General features: G+C 63.2%; 16 protein-coding genes. 11 read left to right on the forward strand and 5 right to left on the reverse strand.

Annotated elements, in window-relative coordinates; translation table 11 throughout:
* Nucleotides 1-242 precede the first annotated feature (242 nt).
* Nucleotides 243-1,115 (reverse strand): HTH-type transcriptional regulator CatR, encoded by an 873-nt coding sequence (gene catR / locus ACZ889_RS14430; protein ID WP_003256113.1) that lies wholly within the window; start codon nucleotides 1,113-1,115, stop codon nucleotides 243-245.
* Nucleotides 1,116-1,250: 135 nt separating this feature from the next.
* Between catR and ACZ889_RS14435 the strand changes: the two genes are divergently transcribed.
* The 5 genes from ACZ889_RS14435 to ACZ889_RS14455 all read left to right on the forward strand — a co-directional run bounded on the left by ACZ889_RS14435 (nucleotide 1,251) and on the right by ACZ889_RS14455 (nucleotide 6,532).
* Entirely contained in the window at nucleotides 1,251-2,372 is a 1,122-nt protein-coding gene (locus tag ACZ889_RS14435) for a muconate cycloisomerase family protein (RefSeq protein ID WP_003256112.1), read from the forward strand.
* A gap of 17 nt (nucleotides 2,373-2,389) precedes the next feature.
* The gene (gene catC / locus ACZ889_RS14440) at nucleotides 2,390-2,680 is read left to right on the forward strand and encodes a muconolactone Delta-isomerase (protein ID WP_003256111.1); all 291 of its coding nucleotides are present in this window, start codon (nucleotides 2,390-2,392) and stop codon (nucleotides 2,678-2,680) included.
* A 43-nt stretch (nucleotides 2,681-2,723) separates the two neighbouring features.
* Entirely contained in the window at nucleotides 2,724-3,659 is a 936-nt protein-coding gene (gene catA, locus ACZ889_RS14445; RefSeq protein ID WP_180688321.1) for a catechol 1,2-dioxygenase, read from the forward strand.
* Between the two features lie 117 nt (nucleotides 3,660-3,776).
* The gene (locus ACZ889_RS14450) at nucleotides 3,777-4,271 is read left to right on the forward strand and encodes a GNAT family N-acetyltransferase (RefSeq protein ID WP_003256109.1); all 495 of its coding nucleotides are present in this window, start codon (nucleotides 3,777-3,779) and stop codon (nucleotides 4,269-4,271) included.
* A gap of 161 nt (nucleotides 4,272-4,432) precedes the next feature.
* Nucleotides 4,433-6,532, forward strand: coding sequence for a putative bifunctional diguanylate cyclase/phosphodiesterase (locus ACZ889_RS14455; RefSeq protein ID WP_180688320.1), 2,100 nt, complete (start codon nucleotides 4,433-4,435; stop codon nucleotides 6,530-6,532).
* A gap of 14 nt (nucleotides 6,533-6,546) precedes the next feature.
* On the opposite strand, the gene ACZ889_RS14460 is transcribed toward ACZ889_RS14455, so the two are convergent.
* The gene (locus ACZ889_RS14460; protein WP_003256107.1) at nucleotides 6,547-7,371 is read right to left on the reverse strand and encodes an aldo/keto reductase; all 825 of its coding nucleotides are present in this window, start codon (nucleotides 7,369-7,371) and stop codon (nucleotides 6,547-6,549) included.
* Nucleotides 7,372-7,616: 245 nt separating this feature from the next.
* Here ACZ889_RS14460 and ACZ889_RS14465 point away from each other — a divergent pair, with 245 nt between their 5' ends.
* Nucleotides 7,617-8,495, forward strand: a complete 879-nt coding sequence (locus ACZ889_RS14465) for a DMT family transporter (RefSeq protein ID WP_003256106.1) — start codon at nucleotides 7,617-7,619, stop codon at nucleotides 8,493-8,495.
* Nucleotides 8,496-8,554: 59 nt separating this feature from the next.
* Here the strand turns inward: ACZ889_RS14465 and ACZ889_RS14470 are convergent, their stop codons facing one another.
* Nucleotides 8,555-9,460 (reverse strand): LysR family transcriptional regulator, encoded by a 906-nt coding sequence (locus ACZ889_RS14470; RefSeq protein WP_003256105.1) that lies wholly within the window; start codon nucleotides 9,458-9,460, stop codon nucleotides 8,555-8,557.
* 386 nt (nucleotides 9,461-9,846) lie between these two features.
* On the opposite strand from ACZ889_RS14470, the gene katG reads away from it, so the two are divergent.
* The 3 genes from katG to ACZ889_RS14485 all read left to right on the forward strand — a co-directional run bounded on the left by katG (nucleotide 9,847) and on the right by ACZ889_RS14485 (nucleotide 14,969).
* The gene (katG, locus tag ACZ889_RS14475; RefSeq protein ID WP_476257492.1) at nucleotides 9,847-12,102 is read left to right on the forward strand and encodes a catalase/peroxidase HPI; all 2,256 of its coding nucleotides are present in this window, start codon (nucleotides 9,847-9,849) and stop codon (nucleotides 12,100-12,102) included.
* Between the two features lie 158 nt (nucleotides 12,103-12,260).
* On the forward strand, nucleotides 12,261-13,472 hold the full coding sequence (locus tag ACZ889_RS14480) for a M24 family metallopeptidase (protein WP_003256102.1): 1,212 nt from the start codon (nucleotides 12,261-12,263) through the stop codon (nucleotides 13,470-13,472).
* A gap of 162 nt (nucleotides 13,473-13,634) precedes the next feature.
* Nucleotides 13,635-14,969: an MFS transporter gene (locus tag ACZ889_RS14485; protein WP_003256101.1), complete on the forward strand. Its 1,335-nt coding sequence runs from the start codon at nucleotides 13,635-13,637 to the stop codon at nucleotides 14,967-14,969.
* A gap of 124 nt (nucleotides 14,970-15,093) precedes the next feature.
* On the opposite strand, the gene ACZ889_RS14490 is transcribed toward ACZ889_RS14485, so the two are convergent.
* Complete coding sequence (locus ACZ889_RS14490) at nucleotides 15,094-16,101, reverse strand: GlxA family transcriptional regulator (protein WP_014860028.1); 1,008 nt, start codon at nucleotides 16,099-16,101, stop codon at nucleotides 15,094-15,096.
* Nucleotides 16,102-16,282: 181 nt separating this feature from the next.
* Between ACZ889_RS14490 and pssA the strand changes: the two genes are divergently transcribed.
* The gene (gene pssA, locus ACZ889_RS14495; protein ID WP_180688318.1) at nucleotides 16,283-17,611 is read left to right on the forward strand and encodes a CDP-diacylglycerol--serine O-phosphatidyltransferase; all 1,329 of its coding nucleotides are present in this window, start codon (nucleotides 16,283-16,285) and stop codon (nucleotides 17,609-17,611) included.
* Nucleotides 17,612-17,843: 232 nt separating this feature from the next.
* Complete coding sequence (locus ACZ889_RS14500) at nucleotides 17,844-18,989, forward strand: GGDEF domain-containing protein (RefSeq protein WP_476257493.1); 1,146 nt, start codon at nucleotides 17,844-17,846, stop codon at nucleotides 18,987-18,989.
* Nucleotides 18,990-19,110: 121 nt separating this feature from the next.
* Here ACZ889_RS14500 and ppnN read toward each other — a convergent pair whose 3' ends face one another.
* Entirely contained in the window at nucleotides 19,111-20,484 is a 1,374-nt protein-coding gene (gene ppnN, locus ACZ889_RS14505) for a nucleotide 5'-monophosphate nucleosidase PpnN (protein ID WP_014590577.1), read from the reverse strand.
* Between the last annotated feature and the right edge of the window lie 135 nt (nucleotides 20,485-20,619).

Here is a 20,619-nt window from a genome sequence, read left to right on the forward strand (position 1 = left end):
CGACTCCCGATGATTTTTGATTGACTGTCTTGAGCCCGGGCGTTTCGCGATTCGCGTGCCGGAGCATGAAACAGATCATCGGGAACATCCATATACCGATGGGTATACGGGGCACGCATAGGCAATGGGGCAGGGCTATAGAGTCCCTGTGGGGCCTGCCCGCGAAGCAGGAGAACCGGTGCATAGCACGGGCTTTGCCCGTGTTCGCCGGCGCGTCCGCTCCCACAAGGTGCATGGTGTGTTCATATTGCCTGTTGCTCGATCAACGCCAGGCACCGCTTCACGATCGGGCTTACATCACCCTTGCGCCGGCTGAGGATGATGGGGCTGACGGCGCCGCTATCAAGCAGGCCGACATACTCGATATCGGGACGGTGCTGCTGCTGTACCGATGCTGGCACCAGGGTCACCCCGACGCCAACCGCTACCAGGCCGATGGCAGTCTGCAGTTCGTTGGCCCACTGGCTGACACGAATGCTCATGCCGTGGTGGGCGAACAGCGCCAGCACGTGGTCGGCATAGCTGGGCCGGGGATTGGCCGGGTAGAGGATGAACGCTTCGCCAGCCAGCTGGGCCAGACTGAGCGGGCTGCCCGCCAGGGGGTGGCCCTTGGGCAGCACGGCCACCAGCGGGTCCTCGCACAGCACCTGCTGGTGAATCACCGGGTCGTCGATGCGAATGCGGCCGAAGCCAATGTCGATACGCCCGCTTTTCAGTGCCTCCACCTGTTGCAGTGTGGTCATTTCGTTCAGGCCCAGTTCCAGCTCGCTGTCCTGGCGAAGTTCGCGGATCAGCTCCGGCAGCACGGTGTACAGGGTAGAGGGCGCAAAGCCGATGCCCAGCCACTGGCGCTGGCCCTGGCCGATGCGGCGGGTGTTGTCGCTGATGTTCTGCAACTGCTGCAGCACGGTGCAGGTCTGTTCGTAGAAGAAACGGCCGGCCTCGGTCAGCCGCAGCGGACGTTCGCGCACCACCAGCAGGGTGCCGAGCTGGTCCTCCAGCTGGCTGATCTGCCGGCTCAGGGGTGGCTGGGCGATGTGCAGCAGCTCGGCGGCGCGGGTGAAGTTCAGGGTCTCGGCCAAGACTTTGAAGTAACGCAGGTGGCGCAGCTCCATCAGACCTCCAGGGTATGGTGGGAGATTCATTTGATATTGGACGGTCATCAGGGTCTCGCGCAATCCTTCAACAATCAAGTAAACGCATCACTCGGGCCTACGACTGTAAGCCCTACCTGACGGGACCTGGCAACAATGACAAGCGCGCTGATTGAACACATAGATGCAATTATCGTCGATCTCCCGACCATTCGCCCGCACAAGCTGGCGATGCACACCATGCAGCAGCAGACCCTGGTGGTATTGCGACTGCGCTGCAGCGATGGCGTGGAAGGCATCGGTGAAGCCACCACCATCGGTGGCCTGGCGTATGGCTACGAAAGCCCCGAAGGCATCAAGGCGAACATCGACGCGTACCTCGCCCCGGCGCTGATCGGCCTGCCGGCAGACAACATCAATGCCGCCATGCTCAAGCTGGACAAGCTGGCCAAGGGCAACACCTTCGCCAAGTCCGGCATCGAAAGCGCCTTGCTCGACGCCCAGGGCAAACGCCTGGGCCTGCCGGTCAGCGAACTGCTGGGGGGCCGCGTGCGTGACAGCCTGGAGGTGGCCTGGACCCTGGCCAGCGGCGACACCGCCCGCGACATCGCCGAAGCTCAGCACATGCTGGACATTCGCCGGCATCGGGTGTTCAAACTGAAAATCGGTGCCAACCCGGTGGCGCAGGACCTCAAGCACGTGGTCGCGATCAAGCGCGAGTTGGGTGACAGCGCCAGCGTGCGGGTCGACGTCAACCAGTACTGGGACGAGTCCCAGGCCCTCCGCGCCTGCCAGGTATTGGGCGACAACGGCATCGACCTGATCGAGCAGCCGATTTCGCGCATCAACCGCGGTGGCCAGGTGCGCCTGAACCAGCGCAGCCCGGCACCGATCATGGCCGATGAGTCGATCGAAAGCGTCGAGGACGCCTTCAGCCTGGCCGCCGACGGCGCCGCCAGCATCTTCGCCCTGAAAATCGCCAAGAATGGTGGCCCGCGCGCGGTGCTGCGCACTGCACAGATCGCCGAGGCCGCTGGCATCGCCTTGTACGGCGGCACCATGCTCGAAGGTTCGATCGGCACCCTGGCTTCGGCCCATGCATTCCTCACCCTGCGCCAGCTCACCTGGGGTACAGAGCTGTTCGGGCCGCTGCTGCTGACCGAGGAGATCGTCAACGAGCCGCCGCAATACCGCGACTTCCAGCTGCACATCCCCCATACCCCAGGCCTGGGCCTGACGTTGGACGAACAGCGCCTGGCGCGCTTCGCTCGTCGCTGACAAGCAAGGAGATAACCATGTTGTTCCACGTGAAGATGACCGTGAAGCTGCCGGTCGACATGGACCCGGCCAAGGCCGCCCAGCTCAAGGCCGATGAAAAGGAACTGGCCCAGCGCCTGCAGCGCGAAGGCACCTGGCGCCACCTGTGGCGCATTGCCGGGCATTACGCCAACTACAGCGTGTTCGATGTGCCCAGCGTCGAGGCGTTGCATGACACGTTGATGCAGCTGCCGCTGTTCCCGTACATGGACATTGAGGTCGACGGCCTGTGTCGGCATCCCTCGTCTATTCACAGCGACGATCGCTGATTCGCACCTGTATGCCTGACAAGAACAATACGAGGTAAGCACTATGACCGTGAAAATTTCCCACACTGCCGACATTCAAGCCTTCTTCAACCGGGTGGCTGGCCTGGACCATGCCGAAGGAAACCCGCGTTTCAAGCAGATCATTCTGCGTGTGCTGCAAGACACCGCTCGCCTGGTCGAAGACCTGGAAATCACCGAGGACGAGTTCTGGCACGCCGTGGACTACCTCAACCGCCTGGGTGGCCGTAACGAGGCAGGCCTGCTGGCTGCTGGCCTGGGCATCGAGCACTTCCTCGACCTGCTGCAGGATGCCAAGGATGCCGAAGCCGGCCTTGGCGGCGGCACCCCGCGCACCATCGAAGGCCCGTTGTACGTTGCCGGGGCGCCGCTGGCCCAGGGCGAAGCGCGCATGGACGACGGCACAGACCCAGGCGTGGTGATGTTCCTTCAGGGCCAGGTGTTCGATGCCGACGGCAAGCCGTTGGCCGGTGCCACCGTCGACCTGTGGCACGCCAATACCCAGGGCACCTATTCGTACTTCGATTCGACCCAGTCCGAGTTCAACCTGCGTCGGCGTATCATTACCGATGCCGAAGGTCGTTACCGCGCGCGCTCGATCGTGCCGTCGGGGTATGGCTGCGACCCGCAGGGCCCAACCCAGGAATGCCTGGACCTGCTCGGCCGCCACGGCCAGCGCCCGGCGCACGTGCACTTCTTCATCTCGGCACCGGGGCACCGCCACCTGACCACGCAGATCAACTTTGCGGGCGACAAGTACCTGTGGGACGACTTTGCCTATGCCACCCGCGACGGGCTGATCGGCGAACTGCGTTTTGTCGAGGATGCGGCGGCGGCGCGCGACCGCGGCGTGCAAGGCGAGCGCTTTGCCGAGTTGTCATTCGACTTCCGCTTGCAGGGTGCCAAGTCGCCTGACGCCGAAGAGCGAAGCCATCGGCCGCGGGCGTTGCAGGAAGGCTGAGTTCGAGGTTATGTCACTGTGATTTTGCCTGGGGCTTTCCGTGCGGGGAGGTCCCGGGCTTTTTGTCGCCAGGGGCGGGTGATCTAGAATCGTCTTTTTGTTCAGGCCTCCCACACCATGCTCCCCATCGCGCTGCTGCCAACCACCCTCGACCAGGCGTCGCTGATCCGCAATCTCTACCAGTTCTATTGCTACGAGTCCTCCGACTGGGAGCAGGAAGACGTCGAGGCGGATGGCCGTTTCTACATCCACGAGGAGCACCTGCAACGTTACTGGCAGGACGACGGCTGGGGCGCGTATCTGGTGCTGGTGGACGGATTCATCGCCGGCTTCGTCCTGGTCGAGCGCAGCGAACTGCCTGGCATCGATGCGCAGGAACTTGCCGACCTGTTTATTTTGAAGAAGTACCGTCGCCAGGGCATCGGCCAAGCGGTGGCGTTGCAGTTGCTGAGTGGCGAGGGTGACTGGCTGCTGCGTTGCTACGCACAGGATCTGCCCGCCGTGGCTTTCTGCAATGCCGTGCTGGCGAGCCTGCCGCGGCCGGCGCAGGCTATCGCCCTGGGGGATGAGCCGGACTTGCTCAATTTCCTGGTGACCGGCACCCGCCATTGAGGGCGGGGCGCTTTCGTTCGTCCAGATAAGGGATAGCGCCATTTTTGTGATGTGCTTCACAAAATGTTCGCGAGCGGCATAATGCCATCATCGCTTTCCAAGACCCGGCCGCCGCTTGCCGGGGTCCCTTTTCATGCGCTTCGAAGGTTCAGGTAAAGTTCATGTCGCTCGCAGCAAACCCCGACATCATGTACCGGCTGTTGATCCAGAGCGTGGTGGATTATGCCATCTACCTGCTCACCCCTGACGGTATCGTCGCCAACTGGAACCCCGGCGCCCAGCGCGCCAAGGGGTACCGTGCCGAGGAAATCGTCGGCCAGCACTACTCGCTGTTCTACACCGATGCCGAGCGCGCAGCCGGGTTGCCAGCATTCAACCTGGAGCAGGCGCGCAGCACCGGACGCTTTGAAGAAACGGGTGCACGCCTGCGCAAGGACGGCACGGCCTTCCATGCCCATGTGGTCATCGAAGCGGTGTACGACGATGCCGGGCAATTGGTGGGTTTCGCCAAGGTCACCCGCGACATCTCTGAACGCCACCGCCAGGAGCTCGAATTGCTGCAGGCCAAAGAGCTGGCCGAGCAGTACAGCCAGGAAATGGCCAAGCTGTCGCAGTTTCTCGATTCGGTGATTGCCAACATTCCCGCAAGCGTCATCGTCCAGGACCTGGAAAGCCAGCGCATCCTGTTGGCCAACCAGCAGGCCGAACGCCTGTTCGGTGGGCCACAGCGCAGCATGATCGGCCAGTTGCCCAGGGAATGCCTGGCACCGGCTGCCGGTGACTACCTGGAGCAGCAATTCGTGCGGGGTGCCCGCAGTACCAAGGGGCACGCCGCCGAAACCCGCGTCGACACCGCCCGCGGCCCACGCACACTGCGTAGCCGTACCCTGCTCAGTCAAAACCGCGAAGGGCAGGCCGATTACGTGTTGTTCGTGGCTGAAGACGCCACCGAAGAGCTGGCCGCCCATGCGCAGATCCATCACATGGCGCACCATGACGCGCTCACCGGGCTGCCCAACCGTACGCTGTTCCACGAACGGCTACGCCAGGCCCTGTTGCGCGGCAGCGAAAACGCCAAGCTGACGGCTGCCCTGTGCCTGGACCTGGACAACTTCAAGAACATCAACGACTCCCTTGGCCATGCGTTTGGTGACAAGTTGCTACGCGAGTTGGGCAAGCGTCTGCGCCGCGAACTGCGTGAGCACGACACCTTGGCCCGCTTGGGTGGCGACGAGTTTGCCGTGGTGCTGACGGGCCTGGAGGGGCGGGATGCCGCGTGTAATACCGCGCAGCGCCTGATCAAGGCCATCAGCCCGCCATTCCAGATCGAAGGGCATCAGTTCGTGGTGGGGGTGAGCATCGGCATCGCCATCGCGCCTGATGACAATGACCAGGCAGAGCAACTGTTGGGTTACGCCGACATGGCCCTGTACCAAGCCAAGCGTAACGGCCGTAATCGTTATGAATGCTTTGATGTCGAACTGGACGTTGCCGCCCGTCAGCGCCGCCTGGTGGAAACCGACCTGCGCACAGCGCTGCACCTGGGGCAGTTGCAGTTGCACTACCAGCCGGTAGTCGATCATCAGACCAGCAGCGTTACCGGCTATGAGGCGCTGCTGCGCTGGGAACACCCGACCCGTGGCATGGTCATGCCGATGGACTTCATCCCCATTGCCGAAGAAACCGGGTTGATCCACGAGTTGGGCAACCGTGCGCTGAATCTGGCCTGCCAGGAGGCGGCCAGTTGGGACAGTGAGCAGACGGTGTCGGTCAACCTGTCGGCGGTGCAGTTCAAGAACGGCGATCTGGTGCATACCGTCGCCCTCGCGCTGGCCGACTCGGGCCTGCCGCCGCAGCGGCTGGAGCTGGAAATTACCGAGTCGGTACTGCTGGGCAACAGCGAGGAAAACGTGCGCACCTTGCGTGCGCTGAAAGACCTGGGCGTGTCCATTTCACTGGATGACTTTGGTACCGGCTACTCATCGTTGGGCTACCTGCGTTCGTTCCCGTTCGACCGGATCAAGATCGACAAGTCGTTCGTGCATGACATGTGCGACAGCCGCGAGGCCATGTCGATCATTCGCGCCATTACCGAGCTGTCCAACAGCCTGATGATCAAGACCACGGCCGAAGGCGTGGAGTCGGAGGAGCAGATGCGCCGGCTCGCGGCGGAAGGCTGTTCGCACTTCCAGGGCTACTTTTACGGGCGGCCGGCACCGGCGAGCGAGCGGTTGAAGCAGGTCATCACGCAAGAACAATGACTTGCGCGGCGGCCTCAGCTGTTCCAGTCCGGGGCAAACGGCGGGCTAACCACGCGCTGGTCTTTCGGCAGCCCGGCAATGGCTGCGCGGTCTTCGTCATCCAGCTGCACGGTCAACGCGGCCAGGTTGGCCAGCTGGTTTTCGCGGCTGCTGGCTTTGGGGATCGCCGCCACGCCGTCCTGGTCCAGCAGCCATTTCAGCGCGACCTGGCTGGGCAGCACGCCATGCTTGCGGGCAATCGCCTGGATCACTGGCTGCGCCGCTGCCTGGCCGCGTGCCAGCGGGGTGTAGGCGGTGAGCAACAGGTCATGGCTGCGAGCGAAGTCGAGTAGCGGTTGCTGGCTGAGCAGAACATGGTATTCCACCTGGATCGCCGACAACGGTGCGCCCAGGGTTTCCACCACCTGGCGCAGTAACCCCAACGGGAAGTTGGCCACCCCAATATGGCGCGCCTTGCCTTCGTCACGCAGGGCTACCAGGGTGTCGATGCTGCGGGCCAGGTCCCAGTCTTTGCCTGGCCAGTGGATGTGGAACAGGTCGACCTGTTCGGTACCCAGCGCGCGCAGGCTGTCTTCCAGCGACTGACGCATGGCGTTGGGCTCCAGGCGGTCCCACCAGACCTTGGTGGTCAGGTGGATCTGCTCGCGTGGCACGTCGCTGTCGCGCAGCGCCTGGCCAACGGCTGCTTCGTTTTCGTAGGCGGTGGCAGTGTCGATGTGCCGGTAACCCACGTCCAGTGCCTGGCGCACGGCCTGGGTGCATTCACTGCCGGTCATTGGCCAGGTGCCCAGGCCGATGGCGGGCAAGTCCAGGCCGGTGCGGGTGCTGAGCCTTTGCATGTAAATTCCTTGTAGGGTGTGCAGGGGTCGGTCGATGGTCGGCGATCAACCGTGCACGGGCCATGCAGACAAGGTGGAAAGTGGTCGATCAGCGAACACAAATTGCACTTGACCGGGTCAAGCGGCAAATGAACTTCCTTATGCTGCGGCATCTCTTCTAGAATCCCAGCTGTCACATCCGCCAGGCAATGCCTGCGCGGCCTTCCTTGGGCGGGGCATGTTGCCGCGCCGTCATCGAGAGAGCCATGAGTTCCAGCACACCGCTGTCCGGCGTCAACCAACCCCTGCGCGGCATCGCTTTGGTGGTGGTGGCGACGTTCCTGTTCGCCAGCCACGATGCCTTGTCCAAATTCCTGGGTGGCCTGTACCCGATAGTCATGGTGGTGTGGGCGCGTTATGTGGTGCACACGTTGCTGATGGCCGGTATCTTTCTGCCCAAGTCTGGGCTCAATGTATTGCGCACACGCCGGCCGGTACTGCAGACCTTGCGGGCCCTGAGCCTGCTGAGCACCAGCCTGCTGTTCACGACCGGTTTGCAATACCTGCCACTGGCCGAGGCCACGGCCGTCAACTTCCTTGCCCCGGTGCTGGTCACCGCGCTGTCGGCGCCGCTGCTCAAAGAGCGAGTGACAGTGGGGCAGTGGGTGGCGGTGGTCATGGGCTTTATCGGCGTGCTGGTGGTGGTGCACCCGGGTGGGGCGATGTTTACCCCGGCCATTCTGTATCCGTTCGGTTCGGCGTTGGGCTTCTGCTTCTATCAGTTGCTGACGCGGATTCTGGCGGCGCATGACAGCCCGACCACCAGCAACTTCTACGCGGGGCTGTGCAACACCTTGGCAATGAGTGCGCTGGTGCCGTTCTTCTGGGAAGTGCCGCGCTGGGACCATGCCCTGTTGATGCTGGCACTGGGGGGCTTTGGCATGACTGCGCACCTGCTGCTGACCCAGGCCTTCCGCCATGCGGCGCCGGCGTTGCTGGCGCCGTTCAGCTATTGCCAGATCGTGTTTGCCGGGTTGCTTGGCTTCGTGGTGTACAGCCAGGTGCCGGATACCCTGAGCCTGGTGGGGATTTTGGTGATCTGCCTCAGTGGGCTTGGCGCAGCGTGGATGCAGCGCAGCAAATAGCAGTTGTGTACTTCAGGCTTTACGGCCGGTAGCAACAGCGTTGTGCTGCGAAGCGGGCATCACGGCGTGGCCATGAACTGCAGGATGCGGTCGCGCAGCCAGCGCTCGGCGGGGTCGTTGTCCTGGGCGCCGCTCCAGACCATCGACAGCTCGGCCTCGGTGATGTCGAACGGCGCCGGGTCGGCGCGCAGGCTGCCGTCGTCGGCGAGGGCACAAGCGGCATAGTCCGGCACCGTGGCGATCAGCTCGGTGTTGCGCAGCAGGGCGCGCAGGCTACCGAACTGCGGCACCGCCAGCACCACCTTGCGGCAACGACCGATGCGTGCCAGGTCGAGGTCGATGTTGCCGCTCATGTCACCGGAAAACGACACCATCACATGCGGGCGGGCGCAGTATTCGTCGAGGGTCAGCGGCCCCGGGCGGTCGTCGGCGCGCAGCACCCGTACACCGATGTCGCGCAGCTTGCGGCGTTTGGCGGTGGCCGGCAGGTCGGTGGTATAGCTCACACCTACCGAGATCTCGCCGCTGGCCAGCAGGCCAGGCATCAGCAGGAAATTGGCCCGCCGCACGACCACGCTAATGGCGGGGGCTTCTTCACGCAGGGCCTGCAGCAGGGCCGGAAACAGGCCGAACTCGGCATCGTCAGAAAGGCCCAGGCGGAACACGTTGCAGCTGTTGGCCGGGTCGAACTGGCGGGCGCGGCTGATGGCGGCGGAAATCACGTCCATGGCCGGGCCCAGTTCAGCAAAGATCTGCATGGCCCGTGGGGTGGGTTCCATGGCCCGGCCGCTGCGGATCAGCAGCGGGTCGTCGAACAGCTCGCGCAGGCGGGCGAGGGCGGCGCTGACGGTGGATTGGGTGATAAACAGCTTTTCACCCACGCGGGTCAGGTTGCGTTCGATCATCAGGGCTTCGAACAGCACCAGCAGGTTCATGTCGACGTGGCGCAGGTCGTTGCGGTTCATGAGGGCTCGGCGTCCTGGGCAAAGGGTATGGTTGTGTATTGAAGCAGGGTGCAGGGCCCTGTGCCTTGTATGGATGTGCCGGCCTCATCGCGGGCTTGACCGCGATGAGGCCGATACAGGCCTGCGCCTGACAGAGTCAGCCTATCAGGCTCCAACAGCCACTCTATTAGAACTCTGCCCAAGCTCGGCTAGTCTTTCACGTGGCCCCGCGAATTCCGCGACAGGGCAGCGCGTCAGCACCTGCGTGCAAGACCGTGCCCCCTCGCCGTGACAGCTTCGCAAGCCCCGTGTACACCTGATGAGGGGTAGTACGAGCCCACCCGCTCGGCTGAAAGAACACTGGCATAGACCGGAAATCTGGATAACCGACCCAAAGGTACCCGCAGATGTCGAACGAATCGAAATGCCCGTTCCATCAAACCGCAGGTGGCGGCACCACCAACCGTGACTGGTGGCCTGACCAGCTCAACCTGAGAATTCTTCACCAGCATTCCTCCAAGTCCAGCCCCGACCCGGACTTCGACTATGCCAAGGCGTTCAAGAGCCTCGACTTCCAGGCCCTGAAGAAAGACCTGACTGCCCTGATGACCGACTCGCAGGATTGGTGGCCGGCCGACTTTGGCCACTACGGCCCGCTGTTCATCCGCATGGCCTGGCACAGCGCGGGCACCTACCGCATTGGTGATGGCCGCGGTGGTGCGGGCTCTGGCCAGCAACGCTTCGCCCCGCTCAACAGCTGGCCGGACAACGTCAGCCTGGACAAGGCCCGGCGCCTGCTGTGGCCGATCAAGCAGAAGTACGGCAACAAGATTTCCTGGGCCGACCTGATCGTACTCACCGGTAATGTTGCCCTCGAATCCATGGGCTTCAAGACCTTCGGCTTCTCCGGCGGGCGTGCCGATGTGTGGGAGCCGGACGAAGACGTGTACTGGGGGTCGGAAAAGGTCTGGCTGGGCGGCGATACCCGTTACGGCAAGGATCAGGTCAAGGCGCAGCCGCCGGGGCAGGGTGACCTGGTGGCCGAGCCGGCCAAGCATGGTGAAGAGCAGAATCGCGACCTGTCGGCCGAGCGTAACCTGGAAAACCCGCTGGCCGCCGTGCAGATGGGCCTGATCTACGTGAACCCGGAAGGCCCGGAAGGTAACCCCGACCCCGTGGCCTCGGGCAAGGACATCCGTGAAACCTTTGGCCGCATGGCCATGAACGATGAAGAAACCGTGGCCTTGATCGCCGGTGGCCACGCGTTCGGCAAGACCCATGGTGCCGGCCCCGCCGACAACGTCGGCCCCGAGCCGGAAGCGGCAGGCCTGGAAATGCAGGGCCTGGGCTGGCACAACACGTTTGGCTCCGGCAAAGGCGGGGATACCATCACCAGTGGCCTGGAAGTGACCTGGACCTCCACCCCGACCCGATGGAGCAACGAATACCTGAATAACCTGTTCGACTTTGAGTGGGAGCTGACCAAAAGCCCGGCCGGCGCGCACCAGTGGCGGCCAAAAGAGGGCAAAGGCGCCGGAACGGTGCCCGATGCACACGATCCCGGTAAAAAGCACGCACCGTCGATGTTGACCTCCGACCTGGCATTGCGCTTCGACCCGATCTACGCGCCGATCGCCCGCCGTTTCAAAGACAACCCTGAGCAACTGGCGGATGCTTTTGCCCGTGCATGGTACAAGCTGATCCACCGCGACATGGGCCCGCTGTCGCGCTACCTGGGCCCGGAAATGCCCAATGAAGAGTTGCTGTGGCAAGACCCGTTGCCCAAAGCTGACCCATCCACGATCAGCGAGCAAGACATCGCGGCCCTCAAGGCCAGGATCCTGGCCTCGGGTTTGAGCGTGGGCGAACTGGTCTCCACCGCCTGGGCATCCGCGTCGACCTTCCGCGGCTCCGACAAGCGCGGTGGTGCCAACGGCGCACGTTTGCGCTTGGCGCCACAGAAGGACTGGGCTGCAAACCAGGGCGTGGACAAGGTGTTGGCGGCATTGGAGAAGATCCGGGGCGAGTTCAACAACGGCGGCAAAAAGGTTTCCCTGGCCGACCTGATCGTGCTGGCCGGTACCGCGGCAGTCGAAAAAGCTGCCAAGGATGCGGGCTACAGCGGCAGCGTAGGGTTCCGCCCAGGCCGAGTCGATGCGTCCCAGGAGCAGACCGACGTCGAGTCGTTCGCCGTGCTGGAACCGCTGGCCGATGGCTTCCGCAACTTCACCAAGGCACGCTACAGCGTCAAGGCCGAGAAACTGTTGCTGGACAAGGCCCAGTTGCTGACCTTGACCGCGCCAGAGCTGACCGTGCTGATCGGTGGCCTGCGGGTGCTCGGTGTCAACCATGGTGGTAGCAAACTCGGGGTGTTCACCGACAAGCCGGGGACGCTGAGCAACGACTTCTTCCGCAACTTGCTGGATATGAGCGTGGAGTGGAAACCGACCTCGGCGGACAACGAAACTTTTGAAGGCCGCGACCGCAAGACCGGGCAGGTGAAGTGGAGCGGTAGCCGGGTCGATCTGGTGTTCGGTTCGCATGCCCAGTTGCGGGCGTTGAGCGAGGTGTATGGCAGCAGTGATGGGAGTGACAAGTTTGTCCGCGACTTTGTGGCCGCCTGGCAGAAGGTCATGGAGCTGGACCGCTTTGATTTGAAATAGCGTTGCCTGGCGGGGGGGCGCTCAGCGCCCCCTTGGCCAGTGGTTATCCCGCCAATTCCAGGTCGGATAGATACAAAAGTGTCCTCGTCGGTTCTGTTGCAATGCTTCTCAGGCGGCCGGCCTGAACAGCGTGCTCACAACGACAAGGAACCCCGACCATGCAAATGCCCAAGACCCTGAAAATCCGCAATGGCGACAAGGTGCAGCCAACCTTCTCCGCTCAGGAATACGCTGCTCGCCACGCCCGGCTGCGGGCCTATATGGCCGAGCAGGACATCGAGGCGGCAATCTTCACCTCGTACCATAACGTCAACTACTACAGCGATTTCCTCTACTGCTCGTTCGGCCGCCCCTATGCGCTGGTGATCACCCAGGACAAGGTGGTCTCGATCAGTGCCAACATCGACGGCGGGCAACCTTGGCGGCGCACGGTCGGTACTGACAACATCGTCTACACCGACTGGCAGCGCGACAACTATTTCGTCGCCATCCAGCAGGCGTTGCCGCTGGCCTCGCGCATCGGCGTGGAGTACGACCACCTGAACCTGCAGAACCACGGCAAACTCGCCGCCTGCTACCCCAAGGCCGAGCTGGTGGACATCGCTGCGCCGTGCATGCGTATGCGCATGATCAAGTCGGCCGAGGAGCAGGCACTTATCCGTCACGGTGCACAGGTGGCCGACATCGGCGGGGCGGCAGTGGTCGAGGCCCTGCGTGAGCAGGTGCCCGAGTACGAGGTGGCACTGCATGCCACCCAGGCGATGGTGCGCGAAATTGCCAAACGCTTCCCCGACGCCGAGCTGATGGACACCTGGACCTGGTTCCAGTCCGGGCTCAACACCGATGGCGCACACAATCCGGTCACCAGCCGCCGTGTGGGCAAGGGCGAGATCCTCAGCCTCAACTGTTTCCCCATGATCGCCGGCTACTACACCGCGCTGGAGCGCACCCTGTTCCTTGACCACTGCCCGGACGAGTACCTGCGCCTGTGGCAGGCCAACGTCGAAGTGCACGAAGCCGGGCTGAAACTGGTGCGCCCGGGCATGCGCTGCAGCGATATCGCCCGCGAACTGAACGAGATCTTCCTGCGCCACGACCTGCTGCAGTACCGCACCTTCGGCTATGGCCATTCGTTCGGCACGCTCAGCCATTACTACGGCCGCGAGGCGGGGCTGGAGCTGCGCGAGGACATCGATACCGTGCTGGAACCGGGCATGGTGGTGTCGATCGAGCCGATGATCATGCTGCCTGAAGGGCGGCCGGGGGCGGGCGGTTATCGCGAGCATGACATCCTGATCGTCAACGACAGCGGCGCCGAGAACATCACCAGGTTCCCGTATGGGCCGGAGCACAACATCATTCGCAAATAAGCATCGGCGTCGGCTGCTTCGCGGGCAAGCCCGCTCCTACGGGGATTTCACCGTTGTCGTAGGCGCGGGTTTTCCCGCGAAAAGGCTGGCCCAGACAACAACAAGATCCCCGTATGACCACCAGACCCTGCCTCCAATTAAAAGAACCAGAGGGTACCCGTCATGTCCAGCACCACCCTAGACCCATCCGCCATCGCCGGCCCCGCGCACAACGCCGAACGCCAGGCGCTGCGCAAGGCCGCCCGGGCCAGCTTCATGGGCAACTTCGTCGAGTGGTTCGACTACGCCGCCTACGGCTATCTGGCCACCATCATCGCCGCCACCTTCTTCCCGCAAACTGACAAGACCACCGGCCTGCTGGCTACCTTCGCGGTATTCGCGTTGTCTTTCCTGGTACGCCCGCTGGGCGGCATTGTCTGGGGCCACTTCGGCGACCGACACGGTCGGCGCAACGCGTTGTCCTGGTCGATCCTGATCATGTCGGTATCCACCTTCTGCATCGGCTTGTTGCCGGGCTATGCGCAGATCGGGCTGTGGGCACCGGCCCTGCTGTTGCTGATCCGCCTGGTTCAGGGGTTTTCCGCCTCGGGTGAGTACGCCGGGGCCGCTGCGTTCCTGGCCGAGTACGCGCCGCCTGGGCGGCGTGGCTTGTACACCAGCATCGTGCCGGCCAGCACGGCGGCGGGGTTGTTGTTCGGTGCGGCGTTCGTTGCGGTGCTGCATGAGCTGCTCAGCAGTGAAGCCCTGCATGAATGGGGCTGGCGCCTGCCGTTCCTGCTGGCGGCGCCGTTCGGCCTGGTAGGGCGCTATATCCGCATGAGCTTGCAGGACACGCCCAAGTTCCTGGAGATGGAGCAGCGCCTGGAAACCAAGGCCGGCATGGCCACGACGCCGCTGCGCGAACTGCTGGGCCAGCACCGGCGCAGTCTGGCGATCGGCATAGGTGTCACCTGCCTGAATGCGGTTGCGTTCTACCTGTTGCTCAGTTACATGCCGACCTACCTGTCCAGTGAAATGGGCATGAGCGAGCGGGATTCGTTCATCGCCTCGACGGTGTCGCTGGCCACCTATATCGGCTTGATCTTCCTGATGGGGCGGCTGTCCGACCAGTTTGGTCGCAAGACCATGCTGGTGGTGGCCTCGCTGTTGTTCCTGGGGTTGACCGTGCCGTTGTTTCGCCTGCTGGACGGCCAGCCGCTGCTGGTGATTCTGGCCATCCAGATCCTTTTCGGTGCGATGCTGGCGATGAACGATGGGACCTTGCCGTGCCTGCTGGCCGAAATCTTTCCGACCCGGGTGCGCTTCAGCGGGTTTGCCCTGAGCTTCAATGTGGCCAATTCGCTGTTTGGCGGGACTGCGCCGTTCATTGCCACCTGGCTGATTCAGGTGACGGGCAGCAAGCTGGCCCCGGCAGGATACCTGCTGGCGGCAGCACTGGTGGCGCTGGTGGCCATGCTGATGTGTCGGGAGACGGCGCACGGGGCCCTTGAAGATTAGTTGACCTGCACTGGCCTCTTCGCGGGCAAGCCCGCTCCTACAACGGCCTGTGGCGGACCACCGATGTGCGTGTAGGCGCGGGCTTGCCCGCGAAGAGGCCAGCAATGCCAATACCTGACCCCCGTCAGTGGAGAGAGGCCTGCCGCCGCTCCCCTAAAGGCGACAGCCCGAAGAACCGGCTATAACTCTTGGAAAAATGCGCAGGCGAACTGAAGCCGCAGGCCAGCGCTACCTCACGCACTTGCACGTCGCTGCGCAGCAGTAACTCCCGCGCCCGCGACAGCCGCAGCTCCAGGTAATACTGGCTGGGCGTGCGCTGCAGGTACTTGTGGAACAGCCGCTCCAATTGGCGCACGGTCACGTCGTTGAGGCTGGCCAGTTCCTCCAGCCCCAGCGGCTCCTCCAGATTGGCCTCCATGATCGCCACCACCTGGCTCAGTTTGGGCTGGGCGCTGCCGAGCAGGGTGCGCAGCGGCACACGCTGCCGCTCACGCTCACCGCGTACGCGGTCGCACAGCAACAGCTCGGCGGCCTTGGCCGCGATGTCCTGGCCGCCCGTGTCGCGGGCCACCAGTTGCAACATCATGTCCATGGCTGCCACGCCGCCTGAGCAGGTGTAACGGTCGCGGTCCAGTTCGAACAGCTGGCTGGAGATCACGATACCGGGGAAGTGTGCCTGCAACGTCGGCAGGTCTTCCCAGTGGATGGTGCAGCGGTAACCCTTGAGCAATTCGGCCTTGGCCAACAGGTAGCTACCGGTGCAGATACCGCCTAGCGGCAAGCGCTGGCGGGCCAGTTGGCGCAACCAGTCGATCAATGGGCGGTTGCTACGGCTTCGGTCGATCGGGTTGGCGCCGACCACCAGCAAGGCATCCAGCGCGGGGGCGTTGGCGATGTTGTAGTCGGGCAGTACGCGCATGCCGTTGCTGGCCACCACCGGCGCGTCGTCTGCGGCGATCAGCACACTGCGATACAGTGGCTTGCGCGCGGCCAGGTTGGCCATGCGCAGGGTCTCTACCGCCGACGCAAGGCCGATGGTGGTGAAATTGGGCAAAATCAGGAAGCCAAAGGTCTTTGCCGAACAATTCTTTACACTAGACGGCGATAGGTTTGCAGAAGCGGGGTGGACCATTGCGCTGTTCCTGTGCAAGCTGAGGCCTGGTTGGTCAGGGGCAGTGAGAAAGCAGAGCCTCGCGTGGTTCTTGTTGTTATGGGTCGTTGCCGGGTCGATCATACACCCCGGATGCAGCGGCCAGGAATGGCCCCGCCGGCTGGCAGGGCCGACAGTGATTGCACAGAGAAGGTGAGCGTCAGTGAACCCCGAAACCATGCTGGCGGGCTTGCCAGGCTATGCCATGGCCCCCGAAGCGATCCAGGTGCTGCCCGATGCCAGGGCTTACCGCGCCTGCCTGTTCGAGCGCATCCGTACGGCGACTCGGCGCATCGTTATCGTCGCGCTCTACCTGCAGGAGGACGAGGCTGGCCAGGAAGTCCTGGATGCCTTGTACCAGGCCAAGGCCGCGCGGCCAGGCCTGGAGATCACCATCGTGGTCGACTGGTTCCGCGCCAGGCGCGGGCTGCTGGGGGCCGGGCGTCAGCCGGGCAATGCCGCCTGGTATCAGGCCCAGCGCCAGTTGCGCGGGCTGGACATCGCGATCCATGGTGTGCCAGTGCAGACTCGCGAACTGTTCGGGGTGTTGCACCTTAAAGGCAGCATCATCGACGATTGTGTGATCTACACCGGCGCTAGTTTGAACAACGTCTACCTGCATCGTTTCGACCGCTATCGCCTGGATCGCTACCACGTGTTCCAGTCACCGGCACTGGCTGATGCCATGGTCGGCCTGGTGCAGCGTTTGCTGCACCACACCGCCACACCGCGCCTCGACCTGCCGGCGCTACCTTCTACCCGCAGCTTGCGCGGCGACATTCGGCGTTTGCGCGCACGGCTGCGGCGCATGGCCTACGAGGTACCTGCCAGCATGACGGGGCAGGGCTTGCAGGTGATCCCGCTGCTGGGTGTGGGCCGTGGCAATCCACTGAATCGGGCGCTGTGCGCCTTGCTGGCAGTGGCGCGCACGCAGATCATCATCAGTACGCCGTATTTCAACCCGCCACAGGTCGTGATGCGCGAACTTGACCATGCCCTGGCGCGGGGGGTTGGGGTGGAACTGATTGTCGGTGACCGCACCGCCAACGACTTCTACATCGCCCCTGGCGAACCGTTCAGTGCCAGTGGTGCATTGCCCTATCTGTATGAGGACAACCTGCGCACCTTCGCCCGCCGCCGCCACGCCGCGATTGCCAGCGGCCAGCTGCAAATACGCATCTGGAACGATCCGGGGCATACCTTCCATGCCAAGGGCGTGTGGATCGACCAGCGTTATTCGCTGCTGACCGGCAACAACCTGAACCCGCGCGGGTTCAACCTGGACCTTGAGAACGGCCTGCTGATCGACGACCCGCAGGGGCAATGGCTGGCGCCACGGGAAGCGGAGTTGAGCGAACTGCGGCGCTTTGCGCCGAGAATCGGTTCGGCAGAGGCGCTGGGGGAGAAGGCCGAACATCCCAAGCAAGTGCGCAAGTTTCTGCGTCGGTTGCGCTATAGCCGGCTGGAACCGTTGATCAAACGGGTGCTCTGACGTCGCCTGTAATGGCCCTGTCGCCGGCAAGCCAGCGACAGGGCCAGAGTGGTGCGCACCGCGCATTGATGTCATTATGATATTGCTGCCCGCGGCCCTTTGTCAGGGGCTGGATTACAATGTGCAGGCAACCGTGCAAGGCCCCTCTGAACGTGATCACGATCGCATACAGTCGGGCCTTTTCCCGTTAACCAGACAGGCCAATGCGTATATGGCGTTAGATCCACCCACGATGCTGACTATTTCAGTCGCTTTGGCCGCTGCGGCCGCCTTGTACCTGGCGATTGAATGGCGCAGTGTGCGCGAAACTTCGTTGCTGTACTGGAGTGCGGGTTTCGCCACGATTACGGTTGGTAGCACCCTGGCATTGTTGCGCGGGGTCGGCTTTCTGTTCATCGGAATCTGGTTCGCCAATGGCTTGCTGGTGGTGGCCCACGTTTTTTTCCTGATCGGCGTGCTGCGCTTCACCCAGGAGCGCTTGTCACGTGCCTGGCTGATGATTGTGCTGGTCTGGTTCGCCTTGCTGCTGCTGCCTGTGGGCCCGCAGTGGTCGAAGGTGATGCTGATGGTCAACTCGTTGTTGGTGGCCTCGCTGACGCTCAAGGCCAGTTTCCTGCTGCGGCCACATGGCAAATCGCTGAGTGTCGGGGCCGTGCAGCTGCGCTATGTGTTGCTGATCCATGGGCTGTTCTATGTGGCCAAGGCGGCCATCGCGATCACGCCAGGCACGCTGATTGACCTGGCGACCTTTGGCGGGCTGATCATTCAGGTTTCGCTGGTGGAAGGCGCGATGGCGATCATGCTGATTGCCTTGTCGATGACCGGCACCGTACGTTACCGGCGTGAAGAGCGGATTGCCCGGCTGGCAGCCCGTGACCCACTGACTGCGCTTTACAACCGGCGTGCACTGGAGGTGAGGGCGGGGCATTTCTTCAAGGACGTGAGCCCGGCGCAACCTGGGGCATTGCTACTGATCGACATCGACAACTTCAAACTGGTCAACGACCTGCACGGGCATATCGCCGGCGACCGTTTGCTGATTGCCTTGAGCGAGATGATCCGTACGGCGCTGCCCGAGCGTTCGCTGGCGGCGCGGTTGGGCGGGGATGAATTCGTCATCTTACTCAGTGGCGCGAGCAGTGAACGGGTCATGGAACTGGGTAGTGGGCTGCGCGAGCAGTTCCAGCAATACGCCGACAAGACCGTGCCTACGCCCCAGGCGGTGACCTTGAGCATTGGTGCCAACGTGTTCGATCAGCCGCCGGCGAGCCTGGCGGCGTTGATCGAGCAGGGGGATGTGGCGTTGTACCAGTCCAAACGTGGGGGGCGCGACAGCATTCGGTTTTTCGAGCGGACGATGGTTGAACTCCGGCAGTGAGCGAATCACCTAGGTGGGTGAGCTCTCATGTAACCCATGTGGGTGATCCGTACAGGCGCTCCCGTCACCCGGCCCCCGCGTTTGACGGGCATCCATGCCCGTCATCAGCAAAACAGCGTGGTCAGGTCGCTACCTGATAGCACGGCACATACTCCGCGCCGCCGGGCAGCTTCATCCGGTGCTGGTCGACGAATGCCTGCAGCAGCCGGCCCAGCGGGTCCAGTACGGCGCTGTCACCGTGGATCTGATACGGCCCGTGTTCCTCGATCAGGCGGATGCCTTTGTCCTTGACGTTGCCTGCGACAATCCCGGAAAACGCCCGGCGCAGGTTGGCCGCCAGTTCATGGGGCGGCAGCTCGCGGCGCAAGTCCAGGTCGGCCATGGCCTGGTGGGTCGGGTCGAACGGTCGCTGGAAGCTCTCCTCGATCTTCAGCAGCCAGTTGAAGTGGAAGGCATCGTTGCGCTCGCGGCGGAACTGCTTGACCGCTTTGAGGCCTTCGACCATGTGCCGGGCGACTTCCGCCGGGTCATCAATGATGATTTCGTACAGGCGATGGGCCGCTTCACCCAGCGTGGCGCCGACGAAAGCGTGCAACTGTTGCAAATAAGGCTCGGCGCTGCGCGGGCCGGTGAGCACCACCGGGAACGGCAGGTCGTGGTTGTCCGGGTGCATGAGGATGCCCAGCAGGTACAGGAACTCCTCCGCCGTGCCGGCACCGCCCGGGAAGATGATGATGCCGTGGCCGACACGCACGAAGGCCTCCAGGCGCTTCTCGATGTCTGGCAGGATCACCAGTTCGTTGACGATCGGGTTGGGCGCCTCGGCGGCGATGATGCCGGGCTCGGTCAGGCCCAGGTAGCGGCTGCCATGCATGCGTTGCTTGGCGTGGGCGATGGTGGCGCCCTTCATCGGGCCTTTCATCACGCCCGGGCCGCAGCCGGTGCAGACATCCAGCTTGCGCAGGCCCAGTTCGTGGCCGACCTTCTTGGTGTACTGGTATTCCTCGGTGCTGATCGAGTGGCCGCCCCAACACACCACCATCTTCGGCTCCACGCCCGGGCGCAAGGTGCGCGCGTTGCGCAGCAGGTGGAAAACGTAGTCGGTGATGCCCTGGGAGCTTTCCAGGTCGATGCGCTGGCTGGCCAGCTCGCTTTCGGTGTAGACGATGTCGCGCAAGGCGCTGAACAGCATTTCACGGGTGCTGGCGATCATTTCGCCATCGACGAAGGCGTCGGCCGGGGCGTTCAGCAGCTCCAGGCGCACGCCACGGTCCTGTTGGTGGATACGCACCTCGAAGTCTTTGTAGGCCTCAAGGATAGTCTTGGCATTGTCGACATGGGCGCCAGTGTTGAGGATTGCCAGGGCGCACTGGCGGAACAGTGTGTAAAGGCTACCGGTACCGACTTCACTCAGTTGCTGCACTTCACGTTGTGACAGCGTCTCCAGGCTGCCTTTGGGGCTGACGGATGCATTGATGACATGGCGTTGAGGCATCTAAGTCTTTCCTGTGCGGGTAAAACATCCTTCTTTGACACCACCATACCGAGAAATGTGGACGGCAACGAGGGGGGCTGTGAAAAACCTTGAGACCGGGCGGCCTGCTTCGCGGGTAAACCCGCTCCTATACAG

The organism is Pseudomonas sp. TE3895, from assembly GCF_056278855.1.

Bases quoted from the DNA above. Each gene is read 5' to 3' on its own strand.
- ACZ889_RS14455 (WP_180688320.1), top strand. From the start codon at position 4,433: ATGTCGCTCGCAGCAAACCCCGACATCATGTACCGGCTGTTGATCCAG.
- ACZ889_RS14500 (WP_476257493.1), top strand. From the start codon at position 17,844: ATGCTGACTATTTCAGTCGCTTTGGCCGCTGCGGCCGCCTTGTACCTG.
- catR (WP_003256113.1), bottom strand. From the start codon at position 1,115: ATGGAGCTGCGCCACCTGCGTTACTTCAAAGTCTTGGCCGAGACCCTG.
- ACZ889_RS14485 (WP_003256101.1), top strand. From the start codon at position 13,635: ATGTCCAGCACCACCCTAGACCCATCCGCCATCGCCGGCCCCGCGCAC.
- ACZ889_RS14465 (WP_003256106.1), top strand. From the start codon at position 7,617: ATGAGTTCCAGCACACCGCTGTCCGGCGTCAACCAACCCCTGCGCGGC.
- ACZ889_RS14490 (WP_014860028.1), bottom strand. From the start codon at position 16,101: ATGGTCCACCCCGCTTCTGCAAACCTATCGCCGTCTAGTGTAAAGAAT.
- ppnN (WP_014590577.1), bottom strand. From the start codon at position 20,484: ATGCCTCAACGCCATGTCATCAATGCATCCGTCAGCCCCAAAGGCAGC.
- ACZ889_RS14470 (WP_003256105.1), bottom strand. From the start codon at position 9,460: ATGAACCGCAACGACCTGCGCCACGTCGACATGAACCTGCTGGTGCTG.
- katG (WP_476257492.1), top strand. From the start codon at position 9,847: ATGTCGAACGAATCGAAATGCCCGTTCCATCAAACCGCAGGTGGCGGC.
- catC (WP_003256111.1), top strand. From the start codon at position 2,390: ATGTTGTTCCACGTGAAGATGACCGTGAAGCTGCCGGTCGACATGGAC.
- catA (WP_180688321.1), top strand. From the start codon at position 2,724: ATGACCGTGAAAATTTCCCACACTGCCGACATTCAAGCCTTCTTCAAC.
- ACZ889_RS14450 (WP_003256109.1), top strand. From the start codon at position 3,777: ATGCTCCCCATCGCGCTGCTGCCAACCACCCTCGACCAGGCGTCGCTG.
- ACZ889_RS14480 (WP_003256102.1), top strand. From the start codon at position 12,261: ATGCAAATGCCCAAGACCCTGAAAATCCGCAATGGCGACAAGGTGCAG.
- ACZ889_RS14460 (WP_003256107.1), bottom strand. From the start codon at position 7,371: ATGCAAAGGCTCAGCACCCGCACCGGCCTGGACTTGCCCGCCATCGGC.
- ACZ889_RS14435 (WP_003256112.1), top strand. From the start codon at position 1,251: ATGACAAGCGCGCTGATTGAACACATAGATGCAATTATCGTCGATCTC.